The following is a 22,855-nucleotide window of genomic DNA, read 5'->3' as shown; positions in this document are numbered from 1 at the left end:
GGTGTCTCCTAAACCAGCGAGAAGCCGTGCGCGAACGGGTCGCGCTCGTCGATGAAAATGGTGTTCAGTCCGGTCTGTCGGGCCCAGCCGGCAATCGAGGGAATGATGCCGTCATAGTCCCCGACCTTGACGGCCTGCTCGACCCGACCCTTGAAGATCGACCCGATAATGGACTCGTGGATGAACGCTTGCCCTGTGGCGAGCCTGCCGCGGGCCGCCCATTGCGCCATGCGGGCGGATGTTCCGGTGCCGCAGGGCGACCGGTCGATCGCCTTGTCGCCATAGAACACCGCATTGCGCGCGGTCGATCCGGCTTGCTGCGGCTTGCCCGTCCACATGATGTGGCTGCACCCCTTGATCTCGGGCTTTGCGGGATGGACGAAACTGTAGCGCTCATTCATGGCCGCGCGCAGGGCCGGACTCCAGCGCAACAGATCGCCGACACTGACATCGGCCAGATCGGTGAAGTTCTTCTGCGGGTCGACGATGCAGTAGAAATTGCCGCCATAGGCGACATCGACGGTCAGCGTGCCCAGCCCGGGGCAATCGATCTCGAGGTCGCGCGAATGGAGGAAACTCGCAACATTGGTGATGCGCACCTCGTCCACATACTCGCCGTCCATGGTGTACTCGGCGACGACGCGTCCGGCCGGGACATCGAGGTTGACGACGCCCGGCGTCCTCGGATGCATCAGGCCGTTCTCGATGGCCATGGTGACGGTGCCGATGGTGCCGTGACCACACATGGGCAGGCAGCCTGAAGTCTCGATGAAGAGGATGGCGACATCGCAGTCGTCGCGTGTCGGCGGATAGAGGATCGATCCCGACATTACATCGTGTCCGCGTGGCTCAAACATCAGCCCCTTGCGGATCCAGTCATGGTTGGCGAGGAAATCGGCGCGCTTCTCGATCATGTTGGCGCCCTTCAGATCAGGACCGCCGCCGGCCACGAGGCGGACCGGATTGCCGCAGGTATGGCCGTCAATGCAGAGGAAGGTATGGCGCGACATGGGTGGTCTCAGAAGCGTTGCGGGGAGAAGGGTGTCAGATCGAGCGAGGGCGTGGCGCCGGCCACCAGTTCGGTAACCAGCTTGCCGGTAGCCGCCGACTGGGTCAGGCCAAGATGGCCGTGGCCGAAGGCATAGACGATATGGGATGAGTCGCGCGACGTGCCGATGACCGGCAGGCTGTCGGGCAGTGAGGGACGGAACCCCATCCACTGCTTGCCGTCACCGGTCTGCAGGTCCGGAAGAAAGGCCTTGGCCTTTTGCAGCATCGCCTCGGCGCGCGCGAAGTTGGGTGGCAGGTCGAGGCCGCCAAGCTCGACGGCGCCGCCAATGCGGATGCCGCTGCTCAGCGGCGTGATGACGAAGCCATGACCGCCAAACGTCAGCTGACGCTTCAGGTCGAAACTGCCGGGTGGCAGGGTGGTGTTGTAGCCGCGTTCGGTTTCGAGCGGAATCCGGTCGCCAAGTGGCTCGGTCAGCGACTTGGACCAGGCGCCGCCTGCGACGACGACGCGCTTCGCTTCAAGGGTCCTGCCCGACTTGAGACGGAGAATGACGCCATCGACAGTTGGCGAGAACGCCAGCACCTCATCGATCTCGATACGTGCGCCCCGCTGTCGCGCCGCATCACCGACCGCCACGGCAAAATCGTGGGGATCGGATACGGTCTGCCATTGCGGGATAAAGGTGCCGGCCACAAAGCGCGATGCCAGCCCCGGTTGCAGCGCGGCCAGCTCGGCGCCGCGCACATGCTCGAAGCCGATGCCCTCCTCGGCGCGCGCCCGCCAGCCCGGCATCGAGGCAGCCAGCTCGGCCTCGCTCTCATAGAGCTCCAGCACGCCGTCCAACCGGACCATGCCGTCCAGCGCGGCCGCCTTGAGCAGCACATCCATCTCGCTGCGCGCCAGTCGCATCATGGCGCTTTGCGCGGCAATGCTGGCTTTCACCCTGTCGGGCCAGCCGGCGCGCCAGAAGCGCATCAGCCACGGAAGGATCTGCGGCAGGTAGGCGGGTGGAACGGTCAGCGGCCCGAGCGGATCGCTGAGCCAGCGGGGCAGCTTGCGCAACACGCCCGAACTTGCCATCGGCAGGACGTCCGAGAATGCAAAGGCCCCGGCATTGCCGCGACTGGTTTCCTCGGCAACACCCTTGCGATCGATCAGCGTGACCGATCTGCCCGCCGCCTGGAGTTGCCAGGCGGCGGCGAGGCCGATGATACCGGCCCCAACGATGACCACATCAAGGTCAGGCATGTGGGTCAATTCAGACCGTGATGTTGGGGCGGGTGGCGAGCGCCTTCTCGACCAGCGCCTCGACCTTCTTGCGCTCGTCGCCGATCAGCGTCAGCCGCGGCCCGCGCACCCACTCGGCGCCTTCGCCGGTCATCTGGTTGACCAGCTTGATGTACTGCACCAGCTTGACCGCCACATCGAGATGCAGCAGCGGCATGAACCAGCGATAGATTGCCAGCGCCTCAGCGGTGCGGCCGGCATCGGCCAGCTTGAACATCGCCACCGCTTCCTTGGGGAAGGAATTGGCGAGCCCGGAGACCCAGCCGACGGCACCGAACAGCACGTTTTCGAGCATCAGATCGTCGACGCCGCAGAGCAGCTTGTAGCGGTCGCCCAGCACATTGATCATGTCCGTGACGCGCCGGCTGTCGTGACTGGATTCCTTGACCGCCACGATGTTCTTGGAGTCGGCCAGGCTGAGGAAATCCTCGGGCTTGAGGTCGACCTTGTAGGCCATGTGATTGTTGTAGATCATGATCGGCAGATCGACATTGGCTGCCAGCGTCTTGAAGTGGTGCACGGCCTCGCGCGCATCCTGCTGGTAGACCATTGTCGGCAGGGCCATCAGACCTGAGGCGCCGGCCTTCTGCATGCGCTTGCCCGCTTCGATTGCCAGCGGCGTTGTGTATTCGGCCACACCGGCAAACACCGGAACCCGGCCGTTCGCGGCCTCAACCGCGGCGCGCACCACGGCTTCCTTTTCGTCGGGCGACAGCGACGAGTTCTCGCCCAGCGTGCCCAGCATGACGAAGCCTTCGCAACCGGCGGCAATGCTGCTTTCGATATGGCGCGCCGTACCCGCGTGATCCAGCGCACCGTCCTTGTGCATTTCGGTCATCAGTGCGGGAATGACGCCGTGCCAGCTAATAGTCATCTTCAGTGTCCTAGTTTTGAGTGTCAGGCGCCAAGATAGGCCTGGATGATGGAGGCATCGGCGCGCAGCTTTGCGGCCTCTCCCTCGAGCTTGAGCGTCCCGCTTTCAAGCACGTAGCCATAATGGGCGAGCTTGAGCGCAAGACGGGCATTCTGTTCGACGAGGAGGATTGTCGTGCCGGCCTCGTTGAGCCGTTTGACGATCAGCATGGTCTCGAGCACGAGCTTGGGCGCCAGTCCCATCGAGGGTTCGTCGAGCAGCAGGATTCGGGGGCCATGCATCAGTGCGCGACCGATGGCGAGCATCTGCTGCTCCCCACCTGACAGCAGCGAGCCGTCCGAATGCGCGCGCTTCTTGAGGATCGGGAACTTCGTGAAGACGTCTTCGAGGCGCTGTTGCCGGACGCGCGGATCGGAAACGGTGAAGCCGCCCAGCTCCAGATTTTCGCGTACGCTGAGCCCGCGCAACACATGCCGGCCTTCCGGCACATGCACGATGCCCATGCGGGCGATATCATGCGCCTGGGCGCCGGTGATATCCTGCCCCTCGAACAGCACCTTGCCGGCGCGGGCCCGCACCAGTCCCGAAATGGTCTTGAGCGTCGTCGTCTTGCCGGCGCCGTTGGCACCCAGCAGCGTCACAATCTGGCCGCGGTGCACTTCGAGATCGATGCCCTTGACCGCGTCGATCTTGCCATAGGCGCTGGCAACCCCTTCGAGCCGCAGCATGACGTCGGATTCACTGGCCAAGAGCGTCCTCCCCATCTTCGACGCCGAGATAGGCCTCGATCACCTTCGGGTTGGTCTGGATTTCCTTGGCCGTGCCTTCGGCAATCATCACGCCATGATCGAGCACGTTGACGCGCTCGGAGACACGCATCACCAGACCCGTATCGTGCTCGATCAGCAGCACCGAAATGCCCAGCTCATCACGTACGCGCCGGATCAGACCGATGAGGTCTTCCTTCTCGCTGGCGGTCAGCCCGGCGGCCGGCTCATCGAGCAGCAGCAGCTTCGGCTTGGTGGCGAGGGCACGGGCGATCTCGACGCGTCGCTGCCAGCCATAGGGCAGCGTGGTGGCGTCACGATCCCAGTTCTCGGTGATGCCGGTAAAGGTCAGGCACTCTTCCGAGAAGCGCTTGATCTCGGCTTCCTCGGCACGCTGCGACGGCAATCCGAGCACCGAACTGATGACGCCGGCATGGGTGCGGCTATGCATGCCCGACATGACGTTTTCGAGCACCGTCATCTCGCGGAACAGCCGGACGTTCTGGAAGGTCCGGGCGATGCCCATGCGGGTGACATGGTGCGGCTTCAGCCGCAGCGTCTCGCGACCCCCAAAGAGGATCGACCCCTGCTGCGGCTTGTAGAACCCGGTAATGCAGTTGAAGAGTGAGGTCTTCCCTGCCCCGTTCGGGCCGATCAGGCTGACGATGGCACCGGCCGGCACGTCGAAATCGACATCGGTCAGCACGACCGATCCGGCAAAGTGCAGGCCGACGCCTTTGAGTTCGAGAAGCCCGCTCATCGCTTCGTCCTCGCCGGCCAGATGCCGCTGGGACGGAACAGCATGATGAGCAGCAGGCCGACAGCGAAGATCAGCAACCGCAGGTCGCCGAAATCACGCAGCAGTTCCGGCGCCAGGATGACGATGAAGGCGCCGAGGATGACGCCGGGGATCTTGCCCATGCCGCCCAGGATCACCGCCATCAGGATCAGCACCGACTGCTTGAAAGAGAAGCTCTCCGGCGAAATGGCACCCAGATTGGCGGCGAAGAAAGCACCGCCCACGGCGCCGTAGATCGCGCCGACGATATAGGCCGCCAGCTTCACCTTGACCCGGTCGATCCCCATCGCCTCGGCGGCATCCTCGTCGTGCCGGACATAGAGCCAGGCGCGACCAAGCCGCGAGTTGACCAGCCGGACCGAGACGATGACGGCCAGCACCGCGAGAATGCAGAAGACATAGTAGAAATCGGTCGGCGTCGAGATCGTCCAGCCGAACAGTGACGGCTTCTGGATGCCGATGAGGCCGCTGGCGCCGCCGGTGACATCGAGATTGCGCGCGGCGAGACGCACGATTTCTCCGAAACCCAGCGTCACGATGGCCAGATAGTCCGAACGCAGCCGCAGCGTCGGGGTGCCGATGATGACACCGGCCACGATCGCCAGACCGACGGCCAGCGGCAGCGCCACCCAGAAGTTGAGCCCGAGCTGCAACGTGCCGATGCCAATGGTATAGGCGCCGACCGCAAAGAAGGCCGCAAACCCTAGATCGAGCAGTCCGGCATAGCCGACGACGATGTTGAGGCCGAGCGCAAGCACGACATAGAGCAGTGCGTTGGTGAGGATCACCGTGCCATAGGGGCCGGTAAGCGCCGGACCGGCCGCCATCAGCGCAAAGACGAGAGCAATGGCGACGCCGCGCTTCAGCGGAGTATCCAGCAGGATGGCCAGCCCGCCCCAGGGGCCGACGCGGACGGGAGGGAGCGGTGCGTCTGCCATCACATACGCTCCTGTTCCGGTTTGCCCAGCAGCCCGGTGGGCTTGAGCACCAGCACGAGGATGAGAACGGAGAACGAGAAGACGTCCTTCCACTCGCTGCCGATGCCGGGAATCTGCGTGCCGAAGCTTTCCAGCAGGCCCAGGATCAACCCGCCGAGCATGGCGCCCGGGATCGAACCAATGCCGCCGATGACCGCGGCCGTGAACGCCTTCAGACCGATGAGGAAGCCCATGAAATACCAGAGCGAGCCGTAATAGGCGCCGGCCATGGTTCCGGCAGCGGCGGCAAGCCCCGAGCCGAGAAAGAACGTGACGGCGATCACCGCGCCGACATTGATGCCCATCAGCCGGCACATGTCCTTGTCGACGCTGACGGCGCGCATGGCGCGGCCATATTGCGTGCGCGACACGAAGAGCTCGAGCCCGAGCATCAGCAGCCCGGACATGCCGACAAGGATCATCTGGTTATAGGAGATGTAGAGATTGCCCAGGTTGATGCCGCCGAACCCGAGCGCCGCACCGAATGGCGTGTACTGGCCCTTGGTCAGCGTCAGCATGCCGTTCTGCAGCACCAGCGACACGGCGAGCGCGGTGATCAGGATGGACAGCCGCGGCGCCGACAGCATGGGCGAATAGGCGACGCGTTCGATGATCACGCCGAGGCAGCCGACGGCGATCATGGCAAACAGCAGCGATATACCCACCCCGAGCCAACCGGCACCGACAAAGGGTGCAATGAACGAGAGGACGATAAAGCCAGCAAAGCCGCCGACCATATAGAGGTCGCCATGAGCGAAGTTGAGCAGCTTCACGACGCCGAACACCATCGTGTAGCCCAGCGCCACCAGCGCATAGAACGAGCCCAGCACGATGCCGTTCAGGAGTTGCTGCAGCAGGATGTCGGTCAAGGTCATCGACGGCCCCCCTCGTCAGTCTGGCTGCGTGGCGGACCGGCGCCGAGCGCGCCGGTCCTTGCGTGCATCGGTGACGTTACTGCGCCAGAGTCCAGGCGCCGCCCTTGCCTTCAAGAACCACGAAGTTCGAGCGGGCGAGGGTCTTTTCCGCCGTGAACGAGATCGGGCCGGAGATGGTATCGGTGTAGTCGGCCGACTGCAGCGCGGCGACAACCGCATCGTAGTCGGTCGAGCCGGCCGTGGTGATGGCCCAGGCGAGCAGGTTCATGGCGTCATAGCTGAGGGTCGAATACGGCCCCGGCGCATTGCCGTACTTGGCCTGATAGGCGTCGGCAAAGGCCTTTGCCTCGGGCAGGAACTCGGCAGTCGGGTTGGAGAAGGCGATGACACCCTCGGCGGCCGGGCCGGCGATCTTGAACAGTTCCGGCGAGTTCGAACCGTCACCAACGGCGATCAGACCCTGGTAGCCGCGCTCGCGCAGCTGCCGGATCAGCAGCCCGCCATCAGCATAGTAGGCCGTCCAGAACACGGCGTCGGGGTTGCCCGACATGATCGAGGTGATGACCGAGGAATAGTCCTGCTCGCCCTTGTTGGAGACTTCGAAGGCCGTAACGGTGTTGCCGGCGGCTTCCCAGTTCGTGCGGGTGAGCTCGGCAAGATCCTGCGAATAGGCGTCGCCCTGGTTGACGATGGCGATCGACTTCACATCATGCGCCGTGAAGTATTCGATGGCCTTGGCCACCTGATCGTTGCCGGTCGAGTTGATCATGAAGACGTTGCCCGGATTGGCCGGGATCAGCTTGGTCGAATTGGCAGCTGGAATGATCATCGGCAGCTTGGCGTCGCCGAAGATCTGCAGCGTCGGGATGGTCGCGCCCGAGCAGTAGCCGCCGACAATGCCGACCACGCCGGACGACGCCAGCTTGCTCGCCGCGTTGACAGCCTGCTGGGCATCGCAGCCATCGTCACCGACGGTGGAGGTCAGTTGCTTGCCGAGCACGCCGCCCTCCGCATTGATCTCGGAAATGGCGAGGTCGATGGCATTGGCCATGTCCTGGCCGTAGGTGGCTTCCGAGCCGGTCGTCGGCACCAGAATCCCGATCGTCAGCGCGTCCTGCGCCTGCGCCGGTGCGTTGAGCCCCAGTGCAAGCAACAGCCCGGCCGTCGCAAGCTTCAGTGAAGTACGCATGTGGTCATTCTCCCTGGTTCGAACTTTTTCGGGCCGACAGCCCGTGGTGAGGATCGTCGCAGTCAATTCATAAAGGCGCAAGGCCATTCTGCATGCATACTGTCGACAGCACGTGCATTCGTCAACCTTGCGAACGCCCGCGGCATTGTCGTCGCTGCACGCCAAGCCTTGAGGCAGATCAATACGCGCGGACCGAAGGCTGGCTAGGCTGCCTTGTCGTCGCGGCGCCTGAAGGTCGTCGCGACGCCCAACCGGAGGAACAGCCAATGTCACATGTCGTCGTCCTGGGTGCTGGCCTTGGTGGCACGATCATGGCGTATGAACTGCGCGATGCGCTCGGCGCCGAACACCGGGTGTCGGTCGTCAACAAGGGCACGCACTACTCGTTTGTCCCGTCCAATCCCTGGGTCGCCGTCGGCTGGCGTGACAGGAATGCCGTGGAGATCGACCTTGAGCCGGTGTTCAAGCGCCGCGACATCGGCTTTTTCCCGCAGGGCGCAAAACGCCTGCACGCAGCTGAAAAGCGGATCGAGCTGAGCGACAGCAAGATGGTCGACTACGATTATCTGGTCATCGCCACCGGACCCGAACTTGCCTTCGACGAGATCCCTGGCTTCGGCCCTTCTGCCGAAACCCACTCGGTCTGTTTCATCGACCACGCGCTCAATGCCGAAAAAGCCTTCAAGCACCTGGTCGCCAATCCCGGCCCGGTGATTGTCGGTGCCGTACAGGGCGCATCGTGCTTTGGCCCCGCCTACGAGTTTGCCTTCATCCTCGACAAGGCCCTGCGCGACGCCAAGGTGCGCGACCGGGTGCCGATGACGTTTGTCACCTCAGAGCCCTATATCGGGCATCTGGGCCTCGACGGTGTCGGCGACACCAAGGGCCTGCTCGAAAGCGAGATGCGCCAGCACCACATCAAGTGGATCTGCAACGCCAAGGTGGAGAAGTTCGAGGCCGGCAAGGCCAGCGTCATCGAAGTCAACGAGGATGGCTCGCCCAAGCAGACGCATGAACTGCCGTACACCTACACCATGATGCTGCCGGCCTTCCGCGGCGTCGAGGCCGTGCGCGACATCGAGGGGCTGACCAATCCGCGCGGCTTCATCCTCGCCGACAAGCATCAGCGCAACCCGGCATTCCCCGACATCTTCTCGGTCGGCGTCTGCGTCGCCATTCCGCCGGTCGGCAAGACGCCAGTGCCCGTCGGTGTGCCCAAGACCGGCTTCATGATCGAGTCCATGGTCACCGCCACGGCGCAGAACATCGCCAGCCTGATCGCCGGCCGCCAGCCCACCGCGGTTCCGACCTGGAACGCCATCTGCCTCGCCGATTTCGGCGACGGGGGCGTCGCCTTCGTGGCGCAGCCGCAGATCCCGCCGCGCAACGTCAACTGGGCCTCGTCGGGCAAGTGGGTGCATGCCGCCAAGATCGGCTTCGAGAAGTACTTCATGCACAAGATGCGTTCGGGTCAGTCCGAGCCCTTCTACGAAAAGCTCGCACTGCAGGTCCTGGGCATCGACAAGCTCAAGGAAGTCAAGGACGAGGCTTAGCTCGCCAGCTGCGGCGCAACCTCCCTGGCTGCGCCGCGAACGGCATCGAGCGTCGCGTCGATGACGGCGTCGTCATGCGCTGCCGAGACGAACCAGGCGCCGCGCTCGAGAGCCCGTACACCGCGCCGCAGCAGCGCGGTGCAGAACTGGACATAGCCACGCTTGTCGGCGCGGGCCACGTCGCGATAGTTGCGGGCCGGAGCGTCGAGGCCGAAGGCGACGTGAAACACCAGCGGAAAGCCGCTCACTTGCGCCTTGATGCCGGCGTCGGCCAGAGCCTGACGAATGCCATTCTGCAAACGCAGGCCACGCGGTGAGGTCGTGGCGAAATGCTCCGGCGTCAGCGCGCTCTGGGTCGCGACCATAGCCGCCATGGTGACCGGCTGGGCGTTGAACGTACCGCCGTGCAGCACACCGCCTGAAGCGAAGAGATCGAGCAGTTCGGCGCGTCCGACCAGCGCAGCCACCGGAAACCCGTTGGCGATGCCCTTGGCAAAGATCGACAGGTCCGGCGTGACGCCGAACAGCTCCTGCGCCCCGCCGCGCCCCAGCCGAAAGCCGGTGATCACCTCGTCAAAGCAGAGCAGGCTGCCATTCAGCCGGCAACTGGCCAGAGCGCCTTCGAGGAATCCTTCGGCCGGGTGGATGGCGCCCTGATTGCACATCGCCGGTTCCATGATCACTCCGGCGATGTCGCCGCGTGCCAGCCGTGCCTCGAGGCGGCCAAGGTCGTTCCAGCTCAGGATCTCGAGACCGTCGCTTTCGGCGGCAAACTGACCGACGCTTCCGGCCACCGGAATCGGCGCCTCTTCCGGACCGGCGGCATTGAGCGCCGGCGCCGTCGACCACAGGATGTTGTCGAACCAGCCGTGGTAGTGGCCCTCGAACTTGATGATGGTGCGCCGGCCGGTAGCGGCCCGCATCAACCGCATCGCCGCCTGGGCGACCTCGGAGCCTGACGAGCCGAAGCGCACCCGCTCGGCACTCGGGATACGCTCGCAGAGAATTCTTGCCGCTTCGACCTCGACCGGCGACTGCGCCGCAAAATGGATGCCCTTGTCGACCTGCGCCTTCACGGCATCGCGGACGCCGCTCGGGTTCTGGCCCAGGACCATGGCGCCCATGCCGCAATAATAGTCGATCAGGCGGTTGCCATCGATGTCGAACAGATACGGCCCCTCGCCGCGTTCGAACACCAGTGGTCCGGGCGACATGCCCAGCCGGAAGTTGCTGTTGGCGCCTCCGGCAATCCATTGACTGGTTTCGGCAATACGCGCCGCCGATTTCTCGAAGCGCAAGTCAACCTGCGGCGGCACCGCATCCGGCTCGCTCATTCAAACTCTCCCCTCACATGTCTGGACCGAACAAAGCAAAGGGCCTACTGCTTGTAAAGGAAAGGCTTTTTGCCTGCGCGGAAACCGGGGGGAGTTCATGCGCCTGTTCATTGCGACACTGGGTACCGAAACCAACACCTTTGCATCCAACCCGACCGGTCTGGACGACTTCAAGCGCGGTTTCTGGGTTGAGGACGGCATCGCCAACGCGCCGTCCAACCCGTGGTCGACACCGGCCAGGCGTTGGCTGCAGCACGCCGGGGAGCTTGGCTGGGAGGTCATCGACAGCCTCCATGCCTTTGCCGAACCGGCCGGACCAACGGTACAGTCGGCCTATGAAGAGATGCGCGACCGCATTCTGTCCGACCTCGAGGCCGCCGGGCCGGTCGACGCCGTCCTGATGTTCCTGCATGGCGCAATGATCGCCACCGGCTGCGACGATTGCGAGGCCGATTTCGTCACCCGGATGCGGGCGCTTGTCGGGCCCGACGTGCGGATCGGCCTCGAGCTCGACCTGCACGCCCATATCGATCAGGTGCTGATCGATGCCACCGATCTGATCGTCTTCTACAAGGCCTATCCGCACATCGACTACGGCGAGCGCGCCGATGATCTGTTCGAACTGATGCGACGCACTCTGGCCGGCGAGATCGACCCGAAGATGGCGTTGTTCGACTGCAAGGTCATGGGCCTGTTCCCCACCACCCGGCAAGGTCCGATGATCGGCTTTGTCGAGGAGATGTTCGCGGCCGAGCGGCGGGGGGATGTGCTGTCGCTGTCGCTCAACCACGGCTTCCCGTGGGCCGACGTCCGTCATGCCGGTGCCAAGATGCTGGCTGTCGCCGACGGCGACGTGAAATTGGCAGAGCGGGCCGCCGAAGACTTTGGCCGCCGCTTCTATGCCATCCGTCAGGATGCCATGCTGCCCTTTGTCGATCTGCCGGCAGCTGTGGCCGAGGCGCGTCAGACCGGTGACAAGCCGCTGCTGCTCGCTGACGTATCGGACCAGACCGGCGGTGGCGCACCGGGCGACACCACGCACATGCTGCGGGCATTCATCGAGGCGGGTATCCGCAACGCTGTCTACGGACCGCTCTGGGATCCGCTGGCGGTCGGTATCTGCTTTCAGGTTGGCGTAGGGGCCAAGATCAGGCTGCGGATCGGCGGCAAGTTCGAGCCGCATTCCGGCCCCCCGCTCGACGTTGACGCCGAAGTGCTGTTTCTCAAGCGCGACGCCTATCAGGACCAGCTGGCCGATCAGCGCGTCGGTATCGGCGACGTCGCCGTCATCGGCGTCGAGGGGATCGAGATCCTGCTCAACACCAAGCGTTCGGGTGTCTTCTCGCCGACCATGTTCACCCATCACGGCATCACACTGGCCGACAAGCAGGTCATTGCTGTCAAGAACCTCTACCGGCACACCGACGTGTTTGCGCCGCTGGTTCGCGCGCAGCTCTATGTGTCGGCACCCGGCGCCTGTCCGCCGAACTGGACCGAGCTGCCCTTCACCAGGATTCCACGACCGATCTGGCCGCTCGACGCCGACCCGCTTGGCCTCGACTGACGCCTATATCGGCAGCACGCGCGAATGCTTGATCTGGCCCAGCGAGAAGCTGGACTCGATGGAACTGACGCCTTCCACCTGGGTGAGCTTTTCCCGCAGGAAGGCCTCATAAGCCGCCAGATCCGCGCAGACGACGCGCAGCAGATAGTCGAACTGCCCGGTCATCAGGTAGCACTCCATGATCTCGGGCCAGTCCGCAATCGCGCTGGCAAAGCGGTCGAGCTCCAGGGAGCGCTGCCGTTCGAGCTTGATGGAAATGAAGACTGACACCGGCAGGCCGACGGCCTTCTGGTCGATGATGGCGGCATAGGCAGCAATGACGCCGGCTCTCTCCATCTGCCGGATTCGTCGCAGGCAGGGCGACGCGGACAGCCCGACCCGGTCGGCAACCGCCTGGATCGTCATTCGCCCGTCTTCCTGCAACGCGCGGAGGATTTTTTGATCCATGGCGGTGATTTGAAAATTGGTGGATTCCATCAATCTTGCCCAAGAATGTTCAGGAAACATGCCGAATGGCAGCTCCAGGAGGCCAAAATAGCGCGAATCTGCCCCGGAAGGTAGCGCATTATCAGATGACAGACGGACGGGGACGGCAATGACGCATGCGCAGCGGCAGACGGACGATCAGATCGTCATGATCGAGGCACTGACCCGCAAGGCGCTCTGGCTCTCCAGCTGGATGATCCATCACGCCAACCATATTCGCCCCAATGTCGACGGCGTGAAGGTGGGGGGCCATCAGGCCTCATCCGCCTCGATGACGGCCATCATGGCCACCCTCTATTTTGGCGTTCTGCGACCGGAGGATCGCGTTGCGATCAAGCCCCACGCCTCACCGGTGTTCCACGCCATCCAGTATCTCTTTGGCCGGCAGAGCCTCGAGAAGCTGAAGAACTTCCGCGGCTTCGGCGGCGCGCAATCCTACCCCTCGCGGACCAAGGACGCCGACGATGTCGATATCTCGACGGGATCGGTGGGGCTCGGCGTGGCCTTCACGGCCTTCGCCGCGATGATCCAGGATTACGTCCGGGCCAAGTCCTGGGCCAATCCCGCCCGCAAGGACGGGCGCATGGTGGCGCTGGTAGGTGACGCCGAACTCGATGAAGGGAATGTCTACGAGTGCCTGCTCGAAGGCTGGAAGCACGGACTGCGCAATACCTGGTGGGTGATCGACTACAATCGCCAGAGCCTCGACGGGGTGGTGCGCGAAGGGCTCTACGACCGCATCGAAGCCATCTTCAAGGCCTTCGACTGGCACGTGGTCACGCTGAAGTACGGGGCGCAGCAGCGGCGGGCCTTTGCCGAGCCGGGTGGCGACAAGCTGAAGGCGTGGATCGATGCATGCGACAACGCGCGCTATTCGGCGCTGATGTTCCGAGGCGGTGCCGCCTGGCGCGAGCGGCTCAATGACGAAATCGGTGATCAGGGGCCGGTCAGCGCCCTGCTCGACGCGCGCACCGACGAGCAGCTGGCCGAGCTGATGGGCAATCTCGGCGGGCACTGCGTCGAAAGCCTGCTCGAGCAGTTCAATGCCGCGCCGGCCGGACGTCCGACCGTTTTCATCGCCTACACCGTCAAGGGTTGGGCCACCCCGCTTGCCGGCCACAAGGACAACCACGCCGGACAGATGACGGCTCCGCAGATTGACGCGCTGCGCCAGTCCATGAATGTCCGAGAGGGCCACGAATGGGAGCCCGGCGAAGGCCTTCCCGTGACCGCCGCCGACCTGCAGGCGTTCCTACAGGCCGCTCCCTTCAATGACTCGGCCAGTCGCCGGCTGACCTCGCCCAGGATCGCGTCGATCGGTCCACAGTTCGTCGGCACCGCACCCATCTCGACCCAGAGCGCCTTCGGCAAGATCCTCGACGCCATCGCCAAGACTGACAGCGATCTGGCGCAACGCATCGTGACGACCTCGCCCGATGTCACTGTCTCGACCAACCTGGGCACCTGGGTCAATCGCCGGCACCTCTTTGCCAGCGAAGCGGTGGCCGATGTCTTCCATACCGAACGCATCCCCAGTGCACAGAAATGGCGCTTCACCCCGGAAGGCCAGCATATCGAACTCGGCATCGCGGAGATGAACCTATTCCTGCTGCTCGGCGCCGCAGGGCTGTCTCACTCGCTGTTCGGCGAACGGCTGCTGCCCATCGGCACGCTCTATGACCCGTTCATTTCGCGCGGCCTCGATGCGCTGAACTATGCCTGCTACCAGGACGCGCGTTTCCTGCTGGTCGCCACGCCTTCCGGCGTGTCGCTGGCCGGCGAGGGCGGGGCGCATCAGTCGATTGCCTCGCCGCTGATCGGCATGAGCCAGGATGGGCTGGCCGCCTTCGAACCGGCCTTCGCCGATGAGCTCGCCGTCATCATGGACTGGGCCTTCGACTACATGCAGCGCGACGGCGACGCGCTCTCGGACAACGCAGCCTGGCCGCGTGAAGCCTCTGGCGGCTCGGTCTACCTGCGGCTCAGCACGCGGTCGCTGGAACAGGTGCCGCGAAGCATGGATGCGGAACTCTCTCACAGCATCATCCGCGGCGGCTACTGGCTGCAGCCGCCGACACCGTCCTGCGAAGCGGTGATCGCCTATCAGGGCGTCCTGGCCAGCGAGGCGATTGCCGCAGCGGGCCTGACCGGCGCCGACAGGCGCAACATTGCGGTGCTGGCGGTGACGTCGGCTGACCGGCTCAATGCCGGCTGGCATGCCGCCCAGCGCGCCCGCCAGCGCGGCGACGCATCCGCCACCTGTCACATCGAGGAACTGCTGCGCGACCTGCCCCGGCATTGCGGCCTGGTGACCGCTATCGACGGGCATCCGGCCACGCTCGGCTGGCTCGGCAGCGTCTTCGGACACCGCGCCCAGACACTCGGCGTCGAGCACTTTGGACAAACCGGTACCGTCAACGACCTCTACGCCCATTTTGGCATTGATGCTGCCGCCATCGCCAAGGCGGCCCAAGGGTTTGTGAGGGCACATGGCCGCTGACGCAGACGCTCCCGTTTTGCGCCGCAGCCCGGGCGGCGGATTGGACGGCCTACCGACGCCGACAGAAATCGCACAGCCGCCCTGTCCTGCTGCCGATTGCTTGTGCATATTCCGGCTCAGCCCGCATTTTATCCAGCTCTGGCCACAATGCGTCTTGCCAAGCCAAACCAGAGTTGTCAGACATATGTCATATGGCAGATTTTCGAGGGGAAACCTGTCCTGTTGCCGGCCCGCGATCAGCACTCGCGATCGTCGCGTCGGCACGAAACTGCCCCGCCCGCGACCCCATCATGCATCGGTTCGGGCGGGTATGAAACGTCAAGATAGCGACCTGCAACAAGGAGGGAATACATGAACGCGTTGCTGAAATTTGTCGGCGCCGTCGCGCTGGCCGCGGGCCTGACCGCGGCGCCAGCGATGGCCCAAACAAAACTCACCGTGCCCGGCGGTTCGACCACCGGCACCTATATGGACTACATGAAGACGGTCTATGCGCGCGCCAGCGGCTCCGAACTGCTGCAGGTGCCGCTCACCAGCTTCGACAACGAGTATCAGCTGACCGCACTTGCTGCCGAAAGCTGGACCCAGTCCGACGACGGCCTCACCTGGACCTTCAAACTGCGTGACGGTCTCACCTGGAGCGACGGCGAGCCGCTCACCGCAGAAGACTATGTCTTCGCGCTCCAGCACGCTGCCACCTCGGGCTATGACTTCGCCTGGTACTGGGACTTTGCCGGCGGCATCAAGAACTGGAAAGAGGTCACCGAAGGCAAGGCAGAGGCCTCGACCCTCGGGCTCAAGGCCGTCGACGACAAGACGCTGGAGATCACCTCCACTGCGCCCAAGCCCTACATGCCGAGCGTCGTCAGCCTCTGGTATCCGGTGCCCAAGCATCAGTACGACAAGTTCGGTGACGACTGGTTGACCAATGTCGAGAACGTCGTATCCTCGGGCCCCTTCCTGCTGAAGTCCTGGGAGAAATCGAACAACTCGGTGGTTCTGACCAAGAATGAGGCCTACACCGGCCCGTGGCAGGCCGAAGTGGACGAACTGACGATGGATCCGTCGATCGGCTCGCCGGAAGTCGGCATGCCGGCCTTCCTCGCCGGTGACACGGCCTTCACCTACCTCAACGCCGGACAGATCCCGGTGATCCAGCAGCGCATGCCCGACAGCATCCGCACCAATGCCGTGTTCGCCACCAGCTACATCTCGTTCGATCTTGAGTCCGCGCCGTTCGACAATGTCGATGTGCGCCGTGCCATGTACTACGCCGTCAACCGCGACGAACTGACCAAGACCGTCCTCAAGGACATCGCCATCCCGGCCGGCTCCATCCTCGCACCGGGCTATCCCGGCTACAGCGAGAAGATCGTCTCGCAGGCCGTGTTCGACCCCGAGAAGGCCAAGGAATTCATGGCCAAGGCCGGTTACCCGAACGGCGAAGGCTTCCCGACCGTGGAAGTCTGGTTCCGCGAGGAAGGCGGCTATAACGGCGCCATTCTGCCGCCGATGGCTCAGTACCTGCAGGCCCAGTTCAAGGACATCCTCGGGATCACCATGAACATCAAGGTCATGCCGGGCAAGGACTGGATGGAGGGGATGCTCCAGCACAAGAACAACCTCTACATCGCTCCCTATGAGTACGACTATCTCGACCCGTCGAACTTCTACGGCATCTTCTACAATGGTGGCCGTCACAGCTACCACGTGCCGGAATATGACGCGCTCGTTGCCGCCGCCGACTCGAACCCGAACTGGGACGAACGCGTCGCGCTTTACGAGCAGGCCGAGCAGGTGATGATCGACCAGGGCCTTATCGTCCCGCTCGTGCACCCCATCATCATGGCGGCCGTCAGCGAGAACCTGACCGGGGCCGGCGTGACGCCGAACTCGCAGGGCTTCACGCCGCTCGATCGCATCGGCAACTTCCTCTACTCGCATATCTCCGAGAAGTAGGTCGTTCCACCGGAAGCTTCCCGGCCACGCGCCGGGAAGCGCCTCCCCGAATTCAGGGCAGCGCATGACACTCGTCGAAATCAAAGGGCTCAAGGTCAGCTTTGCCCAGCAGGGCGGCACGATCGATGCCATTCGCGGCGTGAGCCTGCACGTGGCGGAAGGCGAGAGCCTGGGCATTGTCGGTGAATCCGGCTCGGGCAAGTCGGTGACCTGCATGGCCCTGCTGCGCCTGCTCCCGGCAACGGCAACGATTACCGCCGAGACCATGATGCTCGACGAGATCGACGTCCAGAAGGCCAGCCGACGTTCGCTGTCGGAACTGCGCGGCCGTTCTGCGGCGATGATCTTCCAGGACCCGATGACAGCCTTCGATCCGGTGTTCACCATCGGTCACCAGATCATCGAAACCATCCAGACCCATCGCAAGACAACCAAGGCCGCGGCTCTGGCCGAAGCCGAGCAATTGCTCCGGCGCGTCGAGATCCCCAATGCGGCGGACGTTCTCAACTACTATCCGCACCAGCTTTCCGGCGGCATGCTGCAGCGCGCGATGATCGCCATGGCGCTCTCCTGCCGGCCCAAGCTGCTGATCGCCGACGAGCCGACCACGGCCCTCGACGTCACCATCCAGGCCCAGATCCTGCAACTGATCAAGGAACTGCAGGCCGAATTCGGCATGGCCCTGATCATGATCACCCACGACCTGGGCGTCATCGCCGAGACCGTCGATCGGGTCGTCGTCATGTATGGCGGGCGGGTGGTGGAGGAAGGCCCGGTGCAGCAGATATTCGATGCACCCAGGCACAGCTATACCCAGCAACTGCTGAGCAGCCTGACCGCCCGTGTTGCCGACAGCGGCGACGCCGAGACCCCGGATGCTCCGGCGCTCGAGCTGCGCGATCTCTCAAAGGTTTATCATGTGCGGCGCCAGGGCCGCATCTTCTCGACCTACTCGCAGCACCACGCCGTGCGCGACGTCAGCCTCACCCTGCCCCGCAACAAGATTGTCGGGCTGGTCGGCGAGTCCGGCTCGGGCAAGAGCACCACGGGCATGATGGCCATGCGGCTGATCGAACCGACGACGGGCAAGATCCTTGTCGACGGCACCGACATCAGCCTGCATGACGGCACCGCCATGAAGGCGTTCCGCAAGCAGATGCAGGTGGTGTTCCAGGACAGCTATTCTGCCCTCGACCCGATGATGACGCTGGCCCAGATCATTGCCGAGCCACTGCACATCCACGGCATGATGACGACCAGGCAACAGACCGACCTGGCGCTCGACTGGCTCGAGAAGGTCGGTCTCGACCGCAGCTTCGGCCTGCGTTATCCGCATGAACTGTCCGGCGGCCAGCGCCAGCGCGTCGCCATCGCCCGCGCCCTCATCCTCGGCCCCAGCGTGCTTGTCGCCGATGAGCCGACCTCGGCGCTCGACGTCTCGGTCAAGGCCCAGATCATCGGCCTGCTCAAGCAGCTGCAGCAGGACATGGGGCTCTCGATGCTGTTCATCAGCCACGATCTCAGCGTCGTGCGCTCGCTGACCGATACCGTCGTCGTGATGTATCAGGGTCGCATTGTCGAACAGGCGCCGACCGCCGCGCTGTTTGCCGGCGCCCGGCACCCCTATACGCGCGCCCTGCTCGATGCGATCCCGGTGACCAATCCGCGCGACCGCCGCCAGCGCAGCTTCATGAAGACGGCCGAGATGGAGGCCTCGACGCCCCATCTGCCGGCATCGTCCCTCGCCGCCGCTGCGTCACCCGCAGATATCCCGCAACTCGTGAGCATCGCCCCCGGCCACCTGGTCGAAGCGATCGTCACCCCGTAGGAGCGCGACATGGTCCTCTACATCATTCGCCGGCTGCTCTCGATCGCCGTCACCTTCTTTATCGTCTCGCTCGTCGTCTTCCTGATGATGCATGCGGTTCCCGGCGGGCCTTTCGACGGCAACGATATGCCGGTGTCCGCCGCGGTGCGCGAGAAGCTGATGGCCCGGCTCGGGCTCGATCAGCCGCTATGGGTGCAGTACGTCAACTACATGTGGGGCGTGATGCGGCTCGATTTCGGCGTCCCCTATCAGGCGCCGGGCGAAACCGTGCTCAGCCTGCTGGCCAACGCCTGGCCCCCGAGCCTGCTGCTGGGCGGGCTAGGCGTCGTGATCGGCGCACCGCTCGGCATCCTCCTTGGCATGGCCGCCGCGCTGCGTCGCAATACCTGGATCGACTACCTCGCCTCCGGCGTGGCGACGCTCGGGCTGACGGTGCCGGTCTTCGTCATTTCCATGCTGCTGATCCTCGTCTTTGCCGTGTGGCTGAACTGGCTGCCGGCCAGTGGCTGGGGCAAGCCTGAGCGCTGGATCCTGCCGATCATCGCCTATGCCGCCATCCCGCTCGCCACCTATGCGCGCTACACCCGTTCGGCCATGCTCGACACGCTCAACCGCCCGTTCGTAACGGCGCTGCGCGCCAAGGGGTTGAGCGAAGGCCGCATCATTTTCCAGCACGTGCTGCGCAATTCGGCGATTCCCATGGTCACGGTCTTCCTGCCCATGTTCATCGGCACCGCCACCGGCTCGATCTTTGTCGAGGCGATGTTCCGCGTGCCGGGGCTTGGCTCCTATTTCGTGTCCTCGATCGAGAACCGCGATTACCCGCTCGAGATGGCGCTGATCCTGATGGTGACCGTCGCCTTCTGCTTTGCCTACCTGCTCAGCGATATCGCCTATGCATGGCTGAACCCGCGCATCCGCTTTGGAGGGGCAAGCCGATGAGCAGCGAACTCGAAACCCTGACCGAACTGGCGCTGCCGCCCGCAGCCCGGCAGCGCAGCCCGCTCTATTTTGCCTGGCACCGCTTCATCGCCAACAAGGCGGCCGTCGCCGGTGGCATCGTGCTGCTGGTGCTGATGCTGGCCGCGATCCTGGCGCCGCTATTTTCCAAGACCAGCCCGGATGCGCAGGCCTATCTGCAGCAATCCCTCGCCTTCCCGTCGGCCGAGTTCTGGTTCGGTGTCGATGACCTGGGACGCGACTTCTTCACCCGCATTGTCTACGGCGCCCGCGTTTCGCTGACGATCGGCTTCGCCGCGGCCGCCTTCAGTGTCATCATCGGCATCCCGCTCGGCGCTCTGGCCGGCTACTTCGGTGGCCGCACAGACTGGTTCATCATGCGGATCATCGAGCTGTTCTCGGTCGTGCCGTCCCTGCTCGCGGCAATGCTGCTTGGCGCGCTCACTGGCGGCGGCTTCACCACCATCATCGTCATCGCGGCCTTGTTCGGCTGGGTGAACGTCTGCCTGCTGGTGCGGGCCCAGGTGAAATCATTCCGCGAGAAGGAATTCGTCCGCGCCGCCCAGGCCCTCGGCGCCTCGCCCTGGTACATCATCCGCCGCCACCTGATCCCCAATTCGATCTCGCCGATCATCGTCGGCTTCGTGCTCGCCATCCCGCTGGCCATGATGCTCGAGGCAAGCCTGAGCTTCCTCGGCATCGGCGTGGCACCCCCGACGGCGAGCTGGGGCCAGATGATCAATGTCGGCATGAGCTTCATGTTCTTTTACTGGCACATGGCCGTCTTCCCCACAGCAGCCCTCGCCATCACCGTCATGGCAACGACGCTGTTCGGCGACGGCTTGCGCGACGCACTCGACCCAACCCTGAAGGGGCACTGACTTGTCCTCCAATCTCGCGCGGCATTTCCTCCTCCGGGACGATGTCGTCTTCCTCAATCACGGATCCTTCGGCGCCTGCCCCCGCCCGGTCTTCGAGACCTATCAGGCCTGGCAGTTGCAGCTGGAAAGCCAGCCGGTCGCCTTCCTCGGCCGCGAACTCGCCGAGCGCATGCGCGTGCCGCGCCTGGCGCTGGCAGAATTCCTCGGCAGCGCCCCCGACAACATCGTCGGCCTGGTCAATGCCACCGAAGGCCTGAACATCGTGGCGCAGTCGCTCGATCTGCAGCCCGGCGACGAGATCCTGACGACCGACCACGAGTATTCGGCACTGGAAAAGACCTGGGCCTATGTCGCCCGTCGCACCGGTGCCCGGATCGTCACCGTCAAGGTGCCGTTGCCGCTGGTGTCGGAAGCGGACTTCACGGCAGCCATCGTCGCCGGCATGACCGAACGGACGAAGGTGCTGTTCCTCAGCCACATCACGTCGCCGACCGCGCTGCTCCTGCCGATCGCTCCGGCAATTGCCGAGGCGAAAGCACGCGGCATCTGGTCGGTGATCGACGGCGCCCACACGCCCGGTCATATCCCGCTCGACCTCGACGGCCTCGATGTCGATTTCTACGCCGGCAATTGCCACAAGTGGCTGATGACCCCCAAGGGCTCGGCCTTCCTTTACGTGCGGCCCGAGCTGCAGGGCATGATCAATCCGCTGGTGATCAGCCATGGCTGGACCATCGACAACAAGGAACCGGGCGCCAAGGCACCGTTCGGCAACACGCCGTTCGTCGACGAACTGGAAATGCAGGGTACGCGTGACCCGGCGGCCTGGCTGACGGTGCCGGCCGCCATCGCCTTTCGTCGCGAGCATGGCTGGGACGGCGTCGCTGCCGACTGTCGCGCGCTGGCGCAGGAAACGGCGGCCCGGCTGCGCGATCTCACCGGACTGCCGGCCCTGTCGACGCCGGAATTCTGCGCCCCCCAGATGATCGCCATGCCGGTGCCCCATATCGAGGACCCGGTGGATTTCGCGCGCCGGCTGATGGAACGCTACCGCATCGAAATCCCGGTCTTTAACTGGCAGGATCGCTCGATCGTCCGCGTTTCGGTGCAGGGCTACAATACGCGGGCGCAGATGGATACGCTGATCCAGGCCCTGACCGAGATGCTCGAACTCGGGGCCCCTGTGCAACAGGTTGCTCAACACGGCTGACAAGGCCGGCGAACTGTGGTGTGTGTGCCCCGGAAGCGTTCGGAGGGAACTGTGGCGGACGACGGCGCGCTGAACTATCTCGAAAAGCTGGAAACGCGCACGCGTGGCGTCGCCGTGCTCGACGCGCTGGCCGACATGATCGAGCGTGCCGGACTCAAGATCGGCGACCGGCTGCCTCCCGAAATTTCGCTGGCCGCGACGCTGGGCGTTGGCCGCTCCACCATCCGCGAGGCCCTCAATCGCTGGGAGGGACTTGGTATCATCAAGCGCCGCCGCGGCGACGGCACTTACCTATCGGCCCGGGTCCAGACATCGCGTGGCCTGGTGCCAACCATGGTCAGGCTCGAAGGCGAGGCGCTGCTGCGCCTGATCGAAGTACGGCGGGCACTGGAGGGCGAAGTGGTGCGCAAGGCCACCATGAACGCTAATCCACAACAGCGCGCCGAGATCTCGCGGCTGTGTGACCTGCTGCTGATCGAAGTCAATGCCGGACGGCCATGGCGCAGGCACGACCATGCCTTTCACAGCGCCATCTACGACGCTTCGGGCAATCCGATGTTCGGCCAGATCCTGCAGAACCTCGACCGGGCCCTCGAGCGCTCCAACGAGTCGCCGTTCGGGCGCGACGAGTTCGGCCTCGACTCGTTCCCGCCGCACCGCGAGCTGGCCGATGCCATCGTTGCCGCCGACCCGGCGGCGGCCGATGCCGCCATCAACAAGATCCTCGATCTCGTCGACCGCGATGTCCGCGACATCATCTTTGCCGGCGCGCCTGCCGACCCGAGGCTGCCATCGTAGCG

Annotated in this window: 19 protein-coding genes; 9 read left to right on the top strand and 10 right to left on the bottom strand. The window is 64.3% G+C overall.

What is annotated here, in order from left to right:
• Window positions 1-8 precede the first annotated feature (8 nt).
• The 8 genes from AC0L4C_RS09815 to AC0L4C_RS09780 form a co-directional block, all read right to left on the bottom strand.
• Window positions 9-1,010 carry a 4-hydroxyproline epimerase gene (locus tag AC0L4C_RS09815; RefSeq protein WP_473399353.1) on the bottom strand — a complete coding sequence of 334 codons (1,002 nt, stop codon included), beginning with the start codon at window positions 1,008-1,010 and terminating at the stop codon, window positions 9-11.
• 8 nt (window positions 1,011-1,018) lie between these two features.
• A complete protein-coding gene (locus tag AC0L4C_RS09810; protein WP_473399352.1) occupies window positions 1,019-2,260 on the bottom strand; it encodes an NAD(P)/FAD-dependent oxidoreductase in 1,242 nt (413 codons plus the stop codon).
• Window positions 2,261-2,270: 10 nt separating this feature from the next.
• Window positions 2,271-3,173 (bottom strand): dihydrodipicolinate synthase family protein, encoded by a 903-nt coding sequence (locus AC0L4C_RS09805; protein WP_473399351.1) that lies wholly within the window; start codon window positions 3,171-3,173, stop codon window positions 2,271-2,273.
• 23 nt (window positions 3,174-3,196) lie between these two features.
• Window positions 3,197-3,901: an ABC transporter ATP-binding protein gene (locus AC0L4C_RS09800; RefSeq protein ID WP_473403492.1), complete on the bottom strand. Its 705-nt coding sequence runs from the start codon at window positions 3,899-3,901 to the stop codon at window positions 3,197-3,199.
• Between the two features lie 10 nt (window positions 3,902-3,911).
• Window positions 3,912-4,700, bottom strand: coding sequence for an ABC transporter ATP-binding protein (locus AC0L4C_RS09795; protein ID WP_473399350.1), 789 nt, complete (start codon window positions 4,698-4,700; stop codon window positions 3,912-3,914).
• A complete protein-coding gene (locus AC0L4C_RS09790; protein WP_473399349.1) occupies window positions 4,697-5,677 on the bottom strand; it encodes a branched-chain amino acid ABC transporter permease in 981 nt (326 codons plus the stop codon). The genes AC0L4C_RS09795 and AC0L4C_RS09790 overlap by 4 nt, the downstream gene beginning before the upstream one ends.
• Window positions 5,677-6,591 carry a branched-chain amino acid ABC transporter permease gene (locus tag AC0L4C_RS09785; protein WP_473399347.1) on the bottom strand — a complete coding sequence of 305 codons (915 nt, stop codon included), beginning with the start codon at window positions 6,589-6,591 and terminating at the stop codon, window positions 5,677-5,679. Before AC0L4C_RS09785 ends, AC0L4C_RS09790 begins: the two co-directional genes overlap by 1 nt.
• 76 nt (window positions 6,592-6,667) lie before the next feature.
• The gene (locus AC0L4C_RS09780; RefSeq protein ID WP_473399346.1) at window positions 6,668-7,780 is read right to left on the bottom strand and encodes a branched-chain amino acid ABC transporter substrate-binding protein; all 1,113 of its coding nucleotides are present in this window, start codon (window positions 7,778-7,780) and stop codon (window positions 6,668-6,670) included.
• 266 nt (window positions 7,781-8,046) lie between these two features.
• Here AC0L4C_RS09780 and AC0L4C_RS09775 point away from each other — a divergent pair, with 266 nt between their 5' ends.
• Entirely contained in the window at window positions 8,047-9,333 is a 1,287-nt protein-coding gene (locus tag AC0L4C_RS09775; RefSeq protein WP_473399345.1) for an NAD(P)/FAD-dependent oxidoreductase, read from the top strand.
• Here AC0L4C_RS09775 and AC0L4C_RS09770 read toward each other — a convergent pair.
• Window positions 9,330-10,667 (bottom strand): aspartate aminotransferase family protein, encoded by a 1,338-nt coding sequence (locus AC0L4C_RS09770; protein ID WP_473399344.1) that lies wholly within the window; start codon window positions 10,665-10,667, stop codon window positions 9,330-9,332. The genes AC0L4C_RS09775 and AC0L4C_RS09770 overlap by 4 nt on opposite strands.
• Before the next feature lie 97 nt (window positions 10,668-10,764).
• Between AC0L4C_RS09770 and AC0L4C_RS09765 the strand changes: the two genes are divergently transcribed.
• The gene (locus AC0L4C_RS09765; RefSeq protein ID WP_473399342.1) at window positions 10,765-12,231 is read left to right on the top strand and encodes a M81 family metallopeptidase; all 1,467 of its coding nucleotides are present in this window, start codon (window positions 10,765-10,767) and stop codon (window positions 12,229-12,231) included.
• A gap of 3 nt (window positions 12,232-12,234) precedes the next feature.
• On the opposite strand, the gene AC0L4C_RS09760 is transcribed toward AC0L4C_RS09765, so the two are convergent.
• Complete coding sequence (locus AC0L4C_RS09760; RefSeq protein WP_473399341.1) at window positions 12,235-12,708, bottom strand: Lrp/AsnC family transcriptional regulator; 474 nt, start codon at window positions 12,706-12,708, stop codon at window positions 12,235-12,237.
• Window positions 12,709-12,826: 118 nt separating this feature from the next.
• On the opposite strand from AC0L4C_RS09760, the gene AC0L4C_RS09755 reads away from it, so the two are divergent.
• The 7 genes from AC0L4C_RS09755 (at window position 12,827) to AC0L4C_RS09725 (ending at window position 22,853) form a co-directional block, all read left to right on the top strand.
• Window positions 12,827-15,217, top strand: coding sequence for a transketolase (locus AC0L4C_RS09755; RefSeq protein ID WP_473399340.1), 2,391 nt, complete (start codon window positions 12,827-12,829; stop codon window positions 15,215-15,217).
• Window positions 15,218-15,568: 351 nt separating this feature from the next.
• A complete protein-coding gene (locus AC0L4C_RS09750; RefSeq protein ID WP_473399339.1) occupies window positions 15,569-17,176 on the top strand; it encodes a peptide ABC transporter substrate-binding protein in 1,608 nt (535 codons plus the stop codon).
• 64 nt (window positions 17,177-17,240) lie between these two features.
• Window positions 17,241-19,004 (top strand): ABC transporter ATP-binding protein, encoded by a 1,764-nt coding sequence (locus AC0L4C_RS09745; RefSeq protein WP_473399338.1) that lies wholly within the window; start codon window positions 17,241-17,243, stop codon window positions 19,002-19,004.
• Between the two features lie 9 nt (window positions 19,005-19,013).
• The gene (locus AC0L4C_RS09740; protein ID WP_473399337.1) at window positions 19,014-19,946 is read left to right on the top strand and encodes an ABC transporter permease; all 933 of its coding nucleotides are present in this window, start codon (window positions 19,014-19,016) and stop codon (window positions 19,944-19,946) included.
• On the top strand, window positions 19,943-20,845 hold the full coding sequence (locus AC0L4C_RS09735) for an ABC transporter permease (protein ID WP_473399336.1): 903 nt from the start codon (window positions 19,943-19,945) through the stop codon (window positions 20,843-20,845). Before AC0L4C_RS09740 ends, AC0L4C_RS09735 begins: the two co-directional genes overlap by 4 nt.
• 1 nt (window position 20,846) lies before the next feature.
• Window positions 20,847-22,055 carry an aminotransferase class V-fold PLP-dependent enzyme gene (locus tag AC0L4C_RS09730; protein WP_473399334.1) on the top strand — a complete coding sequence of 403 codons (1,209 nt, stop codon included), beginning with the start codon at window positions 20,847-20,849 and terminating at the stop codon, window positions 22,053-22,055.
• A gap of 51 nt (window positions 22,056-22,106) precedes the next feature.
• Window positions 22,107-22,853: a FadR/GntR family transcriptional regulator gene (locus AC0L4C_RS09725; RefSeq protein ID WP_473399333.1), complete on the top strand. Its 747-nt coding sequence runs from the start codon at window positions 22,107-22,109 to the stop codon at window positions 22,851-22,853.
• Window positions 22,854-22,855 lie beyond the last annotated feature (2 nt).

This window comes from Devosia sp. J20-27 (assembly GCF_055808595.1).
The sequence above is the reverse complement of the archived record's forward strand: the minus strand, read 5'-3'. Positions and strand labels throughout refer to the sequence as shown.